At 74.9% G+C, this 12445-nt stretch carries 13 protein-coding genes; 10 read left to right on the top strand and 3 right to left on the bottom strand.

Translation table 11 applies throughout. The features are described from left to right. Positions 1 to 115 precede the first annotated feature (115 nt). The 7 genes from ACFRMQ_RS28405 to hypE all read left to right on the top strand — a co-directional run bounded on the left by ACFRMQ_RS28405 (position 116) and on the right by hypE (position 6016). The gene (locus ACFRMQ_RS28405; RefSeq protein ID WP_380733517.1) at positions 116 to 220 is read left to right on the top strand and encodes a DUF6893 family small protein; all 105 of its coding nucleotides are present in this window, start codon (positions 116 to 118) and stop codon (positions 218 to 220) included. Between the two features lie 116 nt (positions 221 to 336). Beyond that, positions 337 to 717, top strand: coding sequence for a hydrogenase maturation nickel metallochaperone HypA (locus ACFRMQ_RS28400; protein ID WP_380733516.1), 381 nt, complete (start codon positions 337 to 339; stop codon positions 715 to 717). Between the two features lie 5 nt (positions 718 to 722). Then, positions 723 to 1526: a hydrogenase nickel incorporation protein HypB gene (gene hypB / locus ACFRMQ_RS28395; RefSeq protein WP_380733514.1), complete on the top strand. Its 804-nt coding sequence runs from the start codon at positions 723 to 725 to the stop codon at positions 1524 to 1526. Further along, positions 1523 to 3460, top strand: coding sequence for a carbamoyltransferase HypF (locus ACFRMQ_RS28390; protein ID WP_380733513.1), 1938 nt, complete (start codon positions 1523 to 1525; stop codon positions 3458 to 3460). Before hypB ends, ACFRMQ_RS28390 begins: the two co-directional genes overlap by 4 nt. A gap of 6 nt (positions 3461 to 3466) precedes the next feature. Next, positions 3467 to 3760 (top strand): HypC/HybG/HupF family hydrogenase formation chaperone, encoded by a 294-nt coding sequence (locus ACFRMQ_RS28385; RefSeq protein WP_380733512.1) that lies wholly within the window; start codon positions 3467 to 3469, stop codon positions 3758 to 3760. Beyond that, on the top strand, positions 3757 to 4935 hold the full coding sequence (gene hypD / locus ACFRMQ_RS28380; RefSeq protein WP_380733511.1) for a hydrogenase formation protein HypD: 1179 nt from the start codon (positions 3757 to 3759) through the stop codon (positions 4933 to 4935). The genes ACFRMQ_RS28385 and hypD overlap by 4 nt, the downstream gene beginning before the upstream one ends. Then, complete coding sequence (gene hypE, locus ACFRMQ_RS28375; protein ID WP_380733510.1) at positions 4928 to 6016, top strand: hydrogenase expression/formation protein HypE; 1089 nt, start codon at positions 4928 to 4930, stop codon at positions 6014 to 6016. The genes hypD and hypE overlap by 8 nt, the downstream gene beginning before the upstream one ends. Before the next feature lie 213 nt (positions 6017 to 6229). On the opposite strand, the gene ACFRMQ_RS28370 is transcribed toward hypE, so the two are convergent. After that, positions 6230 to 7255, bottom strand: a complete 1026-nt coding sequence (locus ACFRMQ_RS28370) for an LLM class F420-dependent oxidoreductase (protein ID WP_380733509.1) — start codon at positions 7253 to 7255, stop codon at positions 6230 to 6232. Positions 7256 to 7572: 317 nt separating this feature from the next. On the opposite strand from ACFRMQ_RS28370, the gene ACFRMQ_RS28365 reads away from it, so the two are divergent. Further along, on the top strand, positions 7573 to 8448 hold the full coding sequence (locus ACFRMQ_RS28365; RefSeq protein WP_380733508.1) for a helix-turn-helix domain-containing protein: 876 nt from the start codon (positions 7573 to 7575) through the stop codon (positions 8446 to 8448). 42 nt (positions 8449 to 8490) lie between these two features. Here ACFRMQ_RS28365 and ACFRMQ_RS28360 read toward each other — a convergent pair whose 3' ends face one another. Further along, positions 8491 to 9240 carry a hypothetical protein gene (locus ACFRMQ_RS28360; RefSeq protein ID WP_380733507.1) on the bottom strand — a complete coding sequence of 250 codons (750 nt, stop codon included), beginning with the start codon at positions 9238 to 9240 and terminating at the stop codon, positions 8491 to 8493. A gap of 182 nt (positions 9241 to 9422) precedes the next feature. On the opposite strand from ACFRMQ_RS28360, the gene ACFRMQ_RS28355 reads away from it, so the two are divergent. Next, positions 9423 to 10226, top strand: a complete 804-nt coding sequence (locus ACFRMQ_RS28355) for an SAM-dependent methyltransferase (RefSeq protein ID WP_380733506.1) — start codon at positions 9423 to 9425, stop codon at positions 10224 to 10226. Positions 10227 to 10236: 10 nt separating this feature from the next. Here ACFRMQ_RS28355 and ACFRMQ_RS28350 read toward each other — a convergent pair whose 3' ends face one another. Further along, the gene (locus ACFRMQ_RS28350; protein WP_380733504.1) at positions 10237 to 10911 is read right to left on the bottom strand and encodes a helix-turn-helix transcriptional regulator; all 675 of its coding nucleotides are present in this window, start codon (positions 10909 to 10911) and stop codon (positions 10237 to 10239) included. A 169-nt stretch (positions 10912 to 11080) separates the two neighbouring features. On the opposite strand from ACFRMQ_RS28350, the gene ACFRMQ_RS28345 reads away from it, so the two are divergent. Then, the coding region (locus ACFRMQ_RS28345; RefSeq protein WP_380733503.1) for a cytochrome P450 at positions 11081 to 12445 on the top strand (1365 nt) is incomplete at its 3' end.

Raw genomic sequence — 12445 nt, 5'->3', positions numbered from 1 at the left:
CGCTGGAGGAGGGCATCGGGCTCAGCGAGCCCGTCACCGCCGCCGTGGAGGAGGCGGTCCGAGTGGTCCTGCGGGTCGTGGACGAGGCCGCGCAACCGGAGAAGGAGACAACACCATGCTGAGGAAACTGATCTGCGCGGCCCTGCTGGCCGGGATCGGCGCGGCGGTCTGGCAGAGCCTGCCGGACCTCAAGCGGTACCTGCGGATCTCGCGGATGTGAGCCGCCGATTGCTGCGAACGGTGCAGCCCCGCCCGAGGTGGCGGCGCGGCTTCGGGCCGCCGCCGCCACCGCGCTCTGTAATGGGGCCCGTTGCCGCCCGCCCCGGGAAGGGACCCATGCACGAGATGTCGATCGCCGAAGCCGTCGTCGAGCAGGTGGACGCGGCGGCGCGCGAACACGGCGCCCCCGGGGTGGACCGGGTCCGGCTGCGGGTGGGCGAGTTGGCCGGGGTGGTGCCCGAGGCGCTCGACTTCTGCTTTGAACTCGCCTGTGCCGGAACGCTGGTGGCGGGCGCGGTGCTGGACACCGAGCCCGTCGCGGCCCGGGCGCGCTGCGCCCCCTGCGCGGTCGAGTGGGCGGTCGGCATGCCGCCGGACCTCGGCTGCCCGAACTGCTCCGGCGGTGGCGGAGTGGAGCTGCTGTCCGGGCGCGAGTTGCAGATCCTCGACGTCCGGTGGGCCGACGGCCCCGGAGCCCGGGCCGAACAGAAAGGCTGATGCCGATGTGCCGCACGGTCGACCTCCGTCAGGCGGTCCTCGCCCGCAACGACGACAGCGCCCGCCGACTGCGCGCGGCGCTGGCCGAGCGGGGAACGGTCGCGGTGAACCTGCTGTCCAGCCCCGGCAGCGGCAAGACCGCCCTGCTGGAGGCCGAGCTCGGGCTGGCCCGGCGGCGCGGGCTGGCGGTCGCCGCGCTGACCGCCGACCTCGCCACCGAGAACGACGCCCGGCGCCTGGCCCGTTCGGGCGCGCCGGTGAAGCAGGTGCTCACCGACGGGCTCTGCCACCTGGAGGCGCGGATGCTCGCCGGGCACCTGGACGGCTGGCTGCCGGAGGACTGCCGGCTGCTGTTCGTGGAGAACGTCGGCAACCTGGTCTGCCCGGCCTCCTACGACCTCGGCGAGACGCTGCGGGTGGTGCTGGCCTCGGTCACCGAGGGCGAGGACAAGCCGCTCAAGTACCCGGCGGCGTTCGGCCTCGCCAACCTGGTGCTGGTGACCAAGGCGGACCTCGCGGCGGCGGCGGAGTTCGACGAGGCGGCGTTCCTGGCCAACGTCCGGCGGGTCAACCCGGGGGTGGAGGTGCTGAACACCTCGGCCCGCACGGGGGAGGGCGTCGGGGCGCTGCTGGACCGGGCACTGGCGGTGCTGGGCGGGGCCGAGCCGCACCGGCCGGTGATGTCCGCGCCGGCGCCGCACCGGCACGACGACGGGCAGGAACACGGGCACGAACACGGGCCCGGCGACGGGCATGAGCACGCGCACACGGACGGCCACGGTCACGCCGCGGTCGGGGAGAGAGCGTGACGGCCGGTCACCCGGCGATCGAGCACGAGCGGCGGCGGGTCGCCGTCCGAGGCCTGGTGCAGGGCGTCGGCTTCCGGCCGTTCGTCCACACCCTGGCCGGTGAACTCGGACTGGCCGGCAGCGTCACCAACACCGGCGAGGGCGTCCTGGTCGAGATCGAGGGCAGCCGGGACGCCCTGGACGCCTTCTGCCGGCGGGTGGCCGGCGACGCGCCGCCGCTGGCCCGGGTGGACGCGGTGGAGCACACCCCGCTCGCCGTCACCGGCGCCACCGGCTTCCGCATCGTGGCGTCCCGCCCCGGCGGTCCCCGCACCACCCTGATCCCGCCGGACACCGCGGTCTGCGCCGACTGCCTGGCCGAACTCGCGGACCCGGCCGACCGGCGCCACCGGCACCCGTTCATCAGCTGCGTCAACTGCGGCCCCCGGCACACCATCGTGACCGGCCTGCCGTACGACCGGGCGACCACCACCATGGCCGGCTTCCCGATGTGCCCGGACTGCGCCCGGGAGTACACCGACCCCGCCGACCGCCGGTTCCACGCCCAGCCCATCGCCTGCCACGCCTGCGGGCCCACCCTCGGACTGACCGTGCCCGGACGCCCCGCGCTGGCCGGGGAGGACGCCCTCGCCGGGGCCCGGCACCTGCTGGCCGAGGGCGTGGTCCTCGCCGTCAAGGGCATCGGCGGCTACCACCTGGCCTGCGACGCGCGCGACCCCGCTGCCGTCGCCCTGCTGCGCCGGCGCAAGCGGCGCGGCGACAAGCCGTTCGCCCTGATGGCCCGCGACCTCGCCACCGTCGAGGGCCTGCTGCCGCTCCCGCTCCCGGTTCCCGTCCGCCCGGCGCTGGCGGTCGGCGGGGACCTGAAGAACACCTTCGCCCTGGCCCGGGACGGCTACGCCTGGCTGTCCGGCCACATCGGCGACATGGACGACCTGGCCACCCTGCGGGCCTTCGACCGGGCCGTCGAGCAGCTCGGCACGGTCAGCGGGGTGCGGCCCGAACTCCTCGTCGCCGACCGGCACCCCGGCTACCGCTCGCTGCGGCACGCCGAGCGGACCGCCGCCGGCCGGCCGGTGCGCCGGGTGCAGCACCACCACGCCCACATCGCCGCCGTGATGGCCGAACACGGCCTGGACGGCGGCCGGCCGGTGCTCGGGGTGGCCTTCGACGGCACCGGCTACGGCGAGGACGGCGCCATCTGGGGCGGCGAGGTGCTGCTGGCCGACTACGACCGGTTCCGCCGCCTCGCCCACCTCGGGTACGTGGCGCTGCCGGGCGGCGACGCGGCCGTCGAGCGGCCGTACCGCACGGCGCTCGCCCACCTGCGCGCCGCCGGGCTGCCCTGGACTCCCGGGCTGCCGCCGGTGGAGGCCTGCGGCGAGGAGGAACTGCGCTTGCTGGGGCGGCAGTTGGAACGCGGTCTGCACTGCGTGCCGACCTCCAGCATGGGCCGGCTGTTCGACGCGGTGTCCGCGCTCGCGGGGGTCTGCGGGCGGGCCGGGTACGAGGCCCAGGCGGCGATCGAACTGGAGGCGGCGGCCTGCGAGTTCGGCCCGGCGGGGGGCTACCGGTTCGGGCTGTCGGCCGGGGCGGACGGCTGGATCGCCGACCCCGGGCCGGTGCTGGCCGCCGCGGTGGCCGAGGTGGCCGCCGGCGCCCCCGCCGGGCTGATCGCCGCGCGCTTCCACGCCGCCGTGGCCGACCTGGTCCGGCGGATCTGCGCGGCCGTCCGGGACCGTCACGGCACCACCGTGGTCGCGCTCAGCGGCGGGGTCTTCGCGAACGCGCTGCTCTCCTCGGCCTGTGCGAGGGGCCTCGGAGAGGACGGCTTCACCGTGCTGCGGCACCGCCGGGTGCCGCCCAACGACGGAGGGCTGGCGCTCGGCCAGCTGATGGTGGCCGCCCGGTCGTCGGCCACCCGGGAGGAGTGAGAGCGGATGTGCCTGGCGGTGCCCGGCAGGGTGACGGAGATCGGGGAGCGGGACGGGGCCCGGATGGCGGTGATGGACTTCGGCGGCGTCGTCAAGGACGTGTGCCTGGAGTACCTGCCCGACCTCGCGGTGGGCGAGTACGCGATCGTCCACGTGGGCTTCGCGTTGCAGCGCCTGGACGAGGAGTCGGCCCGGCGCACCCTGGCTCTCTTCGAGGAACTCGGGCTGTTGCAGGAGGAGTTCGGCGACCCGTGGGAAGCCGCGTCGAAGGCGGATGAGACAGAGGAGGCCGGACGGTGAAGTACCTGGAGGAGTTCCGCGACCCCGAGCTGGCCGCGGGGCTGCTCGCCGACATCAGGGCGACGGTCACCCGGCCGTGGGCGCTGATGGAGGTGTGCGGCGGCCAGACGCACAGCATCATCCGGCACGCCCTCGACCAACTCCTCCCGGAGGAGGTCGAGCTGATCCACGGTCCGGGCTGCCCGGTGTGCGTCACCCCGCTGGAGGTGATCGACCGGGCGCTGGCGATCGCCGCCCGGCCGGGGGTGATCTTCTGCTCCTTCGGGGACATGCTGCGGGTGCCCGGCACCGACCGGGACCTGTTCCGGGTCCGCGGCGAGGGCGGTGACGTCCGGGTGGTGTACTCGCCGCTCGACGCGCTGCGGATCGCCCGGGAGAACCCGGACCGGGAGGTGGTCTTCTTCGGCATCGGCTTCGAGACCACCGCCCCGCCGAACGCGATGGCCGTCCACCTGGCCAGGAAGCAGGGCATCGGCAACTTCAGCATGCTGGTCTCGCACGTCCGGGTGCCTCCCGCGATCGACGCGATCATGGACTCGCCGGACTGCCGGGTCCAGGGCTTCCTCGCCGCCGGGCACGTGTGCAGCGTGATGGGCACCGCCGAGTACCCGGCGCTGGCGGAGCGCCACCGGGTGCCGATCGTCGTCACCGGATTCGAACCGCTGGACATCCTGGAGGGCATCCGGCGTACCGTACGGCAGTTGGAGCGCGGGGAGCACACCGTCGACAACGCCTACCCGCGGGCCGTGCGGGCCGAGGGCAACCCGGCGGCCCGGGCCGTGCTGGAGGACGTCTTCGAGGTGACCGACCGCTCCTGGCGGGGCATCGGGGTGATCCCGCTGAGCGGCTGGCGGCTCTCGCCGCGTTACCGGGACCACGACGCCGAGCACCGCTTCGACGTCGCCGGGATCACCACCCGCGAGCCCGCCGAGTGCCGCAGCGGCGAGGTGCTCCAGGGGCTGCTCAAGCCCCACCAGTGCGAGGCCTTCGGCACGCTCTGCACGCCGCGCACGCCGCTGGGCGCCACGATGGTGTCCAGCGAGGGGGCGTGCGCGGCGTACTACCTGTACCGGCGGCTGGGCGTGCCGGGCGTGACCATCCGGTCCCCGGAGCCGCCGGAGTCGCAGGAGCCGCAGGATTCTCGGGAGTCTCGGGAGGCGAGTCGCGTTGGCTGACACCGAACTGCTCACCCAACGGCCCGACGGGCGGCCCGACTTCTCGGGCTGGAGCTGCCCGCTGCCGCTGCGCGACCACCCCCGGGTGGTGATGGGACACGGCGGCGGCGGGGCGCTCTCCGCCGAGCTGGTGCAGAACCTGTTCGCGCCGGCCTTCGGCGGCCCGGTGCTCGCCGGGCTCGGCGACTCCGCGGTGCTGGAACTGGGCGGCGCCCGGCTCGCCTTCTCCACCGACTCCTACGTGGTGCGGCCGCTGTTCTTCCCCGGCGGCTGCATCGGGGACCTCGCGGTCAACGGCACCGTCAACGACCTCGCCATGAGCGGGGCCCGGGCGGCCTACCTGTCCTGCGGCTTCATCCTGGAGGAGGGGGTGGAGATGGCGGTGGTGGACCGGGTGGCCCGGGCACTGGGCGCCGCCGCCCGCACCGCCGGGGTCGAGGTCGCCACCGGGGACACCAAGGTGGTCGAGGCCGGGCACGGGGACGGCGTCTACCTGAACACCGCCGGCATCGGGCTGATCCCGGCCGGGGTCGACATCCGGCCGCAGCGGGCCGTGCCCGGGGACGTGGTGATCGTCAGCGGGCCGATCGGGCTGCACGGGGTGGCGATCATGAGCGTCCGGGAGGGTCTGGAGTTCGGGGTCGAGGTGCGCAGCGACAGCGCGGCGCTCGGCGGGCTGGTCGAGGCGATGCTCGCGGCCACGGCCGACCTGCACGTGCTGCGCGACCCCACCCGGGGCGGCCTGGCGGCGGCGCTCAACGAGATCGCGGTGGCGGCCGGGGTCGGCGTGGTGCTCAGCGAGCGGGCCGTCCCCGTGCCGGAGCCGGTGGCCAACGCGTGCGCCGTGCTGGGCCTGGACCCGATGTACATCGCCAACGAGGGACGGCTGGTCGCCTTCGTCCCGCGCGTTTCGGCGGACGCCGTCCTGGCGGCGATGCGCGCCCACCCGCTCGGGGCGGAGGCCGTGGTGATCGGCGAGTGCGTCCGGGAGCACCCGGGGATGGTCGTCGCCCGTACCGGCTTCGGGGGCACCCGGGTGGTCGACCTGCCGATGGGCGAGCAACTGCCGCGGATCTGCTGACGGCACGTGCCGCGCCGCCGCCCCGGGAGAGGCCCCCGGGGCGGCGCCGCGTTCGCCGCCCGGGGCCGCTCACCGGCCGCGGCGGTCGTCCGGCGCCCAGCGCGGGGCCTGGCGCTCCCGCGGGATGTCGCCGGGGGCGGGAGCCGCGCGCGCCCCCCGCAGCGGATCTCCGGGGGCACGGGTCCTCCTCGGGAGGACGGGTGGCGGGGCGGGTCAGCGGGAGGCCGGGCCGAGTCGGGCCAGGGTGTCGAGAAGCCTGGCCCGGTCGGCGAGGACCTCGGGCGGCAGCGACACGTACAGCTGGATGGTGGTGACGCCGGGGTGGTGGTAGGCGAGGACGCGCTCGCGGCACTCCTCGGGCGAGCCGCTGACGAAGAGCCCGTCGACGACCTCGTCCGGCAGGGCCTTCCGGGTGCCCTCCGGGTCCCCCTCGGCCCATCGGCGGTGGGTCTCGGCGAGCAACTCGCCGTGGCCCAGCCACTCGTGGAACCTCCGGTACGGCTCGCGGTTGAGGATCCAGGCGAGGAAGGGCCGGGCGACGCGGTGGGCGTGGTCGGTGTCCTCCGTGGGGCAGACGAAGACCTTCACCACCAGCTCCTTGCCGGGCGGCCGCGGGCCGACGGTGTCCAGGATCTTGGGGACGTCGTGCGGGACCAGCAGGTTGGTGATGGCGCCGTCCCCCTCGTCGAAGCCGAGCCGGAGCATGGTGGGTCGCAGGGCGCCGAGGATCACCTTGACCGGCTCGGCGGGCGGGTGCGGCAACCGGTAGCCGGTGATGTCGAAGGTGTCGAACCCGCCGGTGACGTACTCGCCGCGCAGCGCCCGGGTGACGAAGCGCAGCACGTCGCGGGTCCGCTTGAACGGCTCGTCGAAGGGGATGCCGTTGATGTCGGTGACGTGCGCGGGCACCGAGGCGCCGATGCCCAGCAGCACGCGGCCGGGGGCGAGTTGGGCGAGCGTCGCGGCGGTCTGGGCGAGGACCGCCGGACCCCGGGTGTGCACCGGGACGATGCCGGTGGCGATCCGCAGCGACGGGGACCACGCGGCGGTGGCGGCCAGCGGGGTGAAGGCGTCGGTGCCGCCGCCCTCGGCGCTCCACACGTCGGTGTAGCCGAGGTCGGGCAGCCGCTCGACCAGGAAGCGGTGCCGGTCGACGGTCAGGCCCGGCAGCGGGAGGGTGATGCCCCACTTGGGCGGCCGGGACTCGGCGGGGCGGTGCGGCGGGTGCGGCGTGGTCATCGGGTGGGTTTCCTTCACCGGAGTGCTCGGGGCGGGGCGGGCGTGGCGGTGCTGTCCCTTCGGGGCGCCGCCGCGACGGCGGTGGCCGCTTGAAGGAGCGTCGCGGACGGCCGGCCCGGACAGCCAGTCGTCTCCTGATGCTGTTACTTCCGGTCACAGGCCCGTCCGGCCCCGGACGCCGACGTCCCGTGAACAGCGTGTGTAGCCCGCCGCTCAACCCTGGGACGAGCGGCGGGCCGCCCCTACGCTGGGGGTGGCCGCCGAGCCACCGGGCGGTCGCCGAAGCACCGCACCGATCACGGCCGAGGAGCCCCACCGTGCCAACCCACCCCGCCGGACGGGAACTCGGCGCCTTCCTGCGCGCCCACCGAGAACTTCTCAAGCCCGCCGACGTCGGCCTCACCGCCACCACCCGCCGCCGCACCCCGGGACTGCGCCGCGAGGAGGTCGCCTCGCTCTCCGGGGTCGGCCTCGCCTGGTACACCTGGGTCGAGCAGGGGCGGGTCGCCGCCTCCCGGCAGGTGCTGGAGGCGATCGCCCGGGTGCTGCGGCTGGACGACGCGGGCCTGCGGCACGCGCTGCGGCTGGCCGGCTTCCACGAGCCGGCCCCGGCCGCCGGCCCGGCGGGCACCGGCCGGATCGCCGAGGCCATCCGGCCGGTCCTCGACTCCTGGCCGACCAGCCCGGCCGTCCTGCTGGACCGTCACTTCGACCTGTGCGGCTGGAACGCCGCCTGGGTGGCGCTCTGGGGCGCCCCCGAGGCGCTGCCCGCCGACCGGCGCAACCTGATGTGGGTGGTGGCCGCAGACCGGCGGGTGCGCGCCGTGCTGCGGGACTGGGAACCGCTCGCCATGAACGTCTTCCAGCACTTCCGCGCCCAGGCGGGCCCCGCCCTGGCCGATCCCCGCACCGGCGAGGTCCATCGCCACCTGGACGAGGACGCGCCGGAGCTCCGCCACTGGTGGGGGTGCCACTCGGTGGCGGAGCTGACCGTCCGTACCGTCACCGTCGAGCCGGCCGGCCTCGGCCCGGTCCGGCTGACGCTGTCGTCCTTCCGTCCGGTGGACGACCCCTCCGCGACGGTGCTGCTGTTCACCCCGACGGGCGCCGCCGACCGGGCGCTGATGGCCGAACTGGTCGAGCGTCCGTCGCAAGCGGTCGGTGGCGTGGAGGAGGGGCGCCGGGTCGGCTGACCCGGCTACCGGGCCACGGTGCGGTCGGCGGGTCGCCTTGCGTCAGACCGGGTCGTCCCAGGACGCCCCGACGGTGATGGTGGTGAGGAGCAGCCAGCCGAAGAGCGCGATGGTGAGGACGACGGCGTAGTGCCAGCCGAGGGCGAGGAGGAAGGCGCCGGTCGGGAGGGTGAGGAGGGCGACGGCGGGGAGGGCGAGGAGCGGGGTCGCCCAGCCGGTGAGCCGGCGTCCGAGCGCGCCGTAGACGCCGAGGACGGTGCCCGCGCCGACGAGGCCGCCCACGGTGAGGGAGGTGAGCCAGGGGTAGCTCAGGGTGTCGCAGCGATGGCCCTGGTGGGACAAGGTGACCACGCGGCCCTGCCAGAGCGTCAGTTGGACCTCGCCGCCGATCTCCTCGCTGTCGTAGAGGCCCTCGCTCACGTTGTAGGTGGCGGTGGGCGCGGTCTCGCGGGAGACGGTCAGCTCGTAGGCGGCGGAATCGGAGTTCTCGTCGGCGTGCATCTTGACGACCCTGCCGGTCTCCCGCGTGGTGCAGCCGGTGGTGACGGCGGCGCCGCAGGGCGGTGCCCCGCGGTGGGCGACCGCCTCGTCGTAGGCGTCGTCGAACCGGAGGAAGCCGAGGACGACGACGGACAGGCCGGCGACCACGGCCAGGACCCGGACGAGCACGAGGGCGGCCGAGCCGGCGGTCCGGAGGGCGGACCGGGCGCCGGAGCGCCGGGGTATCGGGGCGGGGGCCCCGGGGGCGGGCGCCGCGTCCCTCGGGCCCGGGGCATCGTGCTGTTCACTCATCGGCGTCGCTCCGCGCGTCCATCGCACTCCTTCGGCCAACCCCGGGTCCGTACCCGGGTGTTCAGCCCGGATGATGGCAGGCAACGGCGGGGCGGGGGGAGTGACCGGAGCGGTTTGTCACCGACTTGTGGAACTCGGAGGGGGCCGCGGGCCGGGACGGGCGTCCGAGTAGATTGCCGGGCATGACGACCTCCGAACCGCTCAGCCCGGTCTCCCGCACCGCCCTGTCCGTCGCCCGGGTGCGGGCCTACGAGAGCACCCGCCCCGATCCGCTGTTCGTCGACCCGTACGCCGCCGCGTTCGTCACCGCCGCCGGCCTGCCGCTGGCCCCCTCCGGCCCGCCCAGCGAGCTGGGCAGGATCCTGATGGCGCACGGCATCCTGCGCACCCGCTTCTACGACGACCGGCTGCTCGCCGTCGGCGCCGACCAGGTGGTCCTGCTGGCGGCGGGCCTGGACGCCCGGGCCCACCGGCTGGACTGGCCGGCCGGCACCCGGGTGTTCGAACTGGACCTGGGCCCGGTGCTGGAGTTCAAGGCGCGGGTGCTGGACGGTCTCGGCGCCGTGCCGCGTGCCGAGGTCACCGCGCTGCCCGCCGACCTGGTGGACCCGGGGTGGACCGAGCGGCTGGTGGAGGCCGGGTTCGACCCGGTACGGCCCTCGACCTGGCTGGCGGAGGGGCTGCTGGTCTACCTCACCGCCGAGGACGCGGCCGCCCTGCTCACCGCAGTGGCCGCGCTGGCCGCCCCGGGCAGCCGGGTGCTGCTGGAGCAGGGCCGGGACCTCAGCCGGACACCGGCCGACCCGGCCCTCGCCGAGATGACCGCGCTGTGGCGGGGCGGGCTCGGCCCGGGCACCGGCCGGTGGCTGGACGAGCACGGCTGGAAGGCCGAGGTCACCACCCTGGTCCACCTCGGCGAGACCTACGGGCGCCCGCTCCCGGACCCGACCATCGGGACGGCCTTCATCGAGGCGGTCCGGTCCTGAGCGCGGTGCGTCACGCCGGCCGCGGCGGCCAGGCGCCCGCGGCCAGCACACCGGTGGCGTAGGCGCGGGCGACCAGGGCCGTGCGGTTGGGCACGCGCCAGCGGCGGGAGAGCCGGGCCAGGTGGTAGTTGACCCCGTCCGTGGTGACACCGATCTCCCGGGCGATCTGCGCGGTGGTGTCACCCCGGGCCGCCGCGGCCAGGATGCGGGCCTCGACCGGACTGACCTCCGGGCGCGGGCCGCCCGGCGGGTCCTCGCCCGTGGGTGCCGGGGGCTCCGCGGCCCGCAGCGAGAGCAGCAGGCTCGGAGTCTGCTCCGGGGTGTCGGCGACCAGTTCGACGGCCATCTCGCCGTGCCGCTCGCGGCCGCCGACCGGTGTCCAGGAGACCTTGGCCGGATACCGCGAGCGGCGGTGCAGCCGGACGGCCTCGGTGAGCGTCTGGAGCGTCGCACTGTCCCCGAGAGTGAAGAACTCCAGGATTCTCCGGTCGCGCAACTGTCCGGGCAGCAAGCCGAATTCGGCTGCCATCGCGCGGTTGACGATCAGGATGCGGCCGCCGAACTCGCACACCGCGATGGGCAACTGCACGTGGTCCAGCAGCCGCAGCGCCCGGTTGCGCCAGATCACCGCGGCGTCGGGCCGGCTGCCCGGCGCCGGCCCGGGGCACCCCTCGGTCGTTCGCATGTGCGCTCCTCCTCCCCGTGGCGCCCGCGCGCACCAGAGCTGACGATTCGTAGGCAAGTCCGCGGACGCCCCGGGTACTACACAATCATGTAGTGATCGCCGCTCGACCCCCCGCCCGGTGGGCGCACAGTGGAAGCATCCGAACTGTGCCGCTGTGGGAGGGACCGCGATGACCGAGACGGTGGAGAAGACGACCGAGGGCGAGAGTCCGACCGTTCCCCTGGTGGACATCTCGTCGGCGCCGCCGGTCGCCGCCCCGACGCTGCGGACCATGGAACTGGCCAGGGAGCACGGCCCGGCGTTCGTCCAGCGGCTGCACGGCCACGACACCCTGATCGTCAGCGGACTGGAACTGGTCGAGGAACTCGCCGACGAGACCAGGTTCACCAAGTCGATCGGCCCGGGCCTGGAGAACGTCCGCCGGTTCGCCGGCGACGGCCTGTTCACCGCCTACAACGACGAGCCCAACTGGGCCCGGGCGCACGACATCCTGATGCCCGCCTTCGCACTCGGCTCGATGCGCACCTACCATCCGGTGATGCTGCGGGTCGCCCGTCGGCTGGTGGACTCCTGGGACCGGCGGCAGGCCGCCGGACTGCCGGTGGACGTGCCCGGCGACATGACCCGGATGACCCTCGACACCATCGGACTGGCCGGCTTCGGCTTCGACTTCGGCTCCTTCGAGCGGGACGAGCCGCACCCCTTCGTCGAGGCCATGGTGCGCTGCCTGAACTGGGCGATGGTCAAGCTCACCCGCGACCCGGAGGCCGACCACGGCGAGAGCGACGCGGCCTTCCGGGCCGACGCCGACTACCTGGCCGCCGTCGTCGACGAGGTGATCACCGCCCGCGCCGGCGAGGGTGTCCAGGGCCCGGCCGAGGACCTGCTCGGGCTGATGCTCGGAGCGGCGCGCCCCTCCGACGGCAGCAGGCTGGACGCGGAGAACATCCGCAACCAGGTGATCACCTTCCTGATCGCCGGCCACGAGACCACCTCGGGCACGCTCTCCTTCGCGCTCCACTACCTGGCCAAGCACCCGGCCGTGCTGCGGCAGGTGCAGCGGGAGGTGGACGGACTCTGGGGCGCCCAGGCCGACCCGGAGCCCTCCTACGAGGACGTCGGACGGCTGCGCCTCACCCGCCAGGTGCTCAACGAGGCGCTGCGGCTGTGGCCGACGGCGCCCGGATTCAGCCGCGAGGCGCGCGAGGACACCCTGCTCGGCGGCCGGATCCCGCTGCGCGCCGGGCAGAGCGTCTTCGTCCACACGTCGATGCTGCACCGGGACCCGGCCTGGGGCGACAATCCGGAGCTGTTCGACCCCTCCCGGTTCGACCCGGAGCGGGAGGAAGCCCGCTCCCCGCACGCCTTCAAGCCCTTCGGCACCGGCGAACGCGCCTGCATCGGGCGGCAGTTCGCGCTGCACGAGGCGACCATGCTGCTGGGCATGCTGGTCCACCGGTACCGGCTGATCGACCACGCCGACTACCAGCTGACGATCAAGCAGACACTCACCATCAAGCCCGACGGGTTCACC

Source organism: Kitasatospora sp. NPDC056783, from assembly GCF_042789895.1.
Taxonomy (GTDB): Bacteria; Actinomycetota; Actinomycetes; order Streptomycetales; family Streptomycetaceae; genus Kitasatospora.
This window is presented reverse-complemented; position numbering and strand designations above follow the sequence as displayed.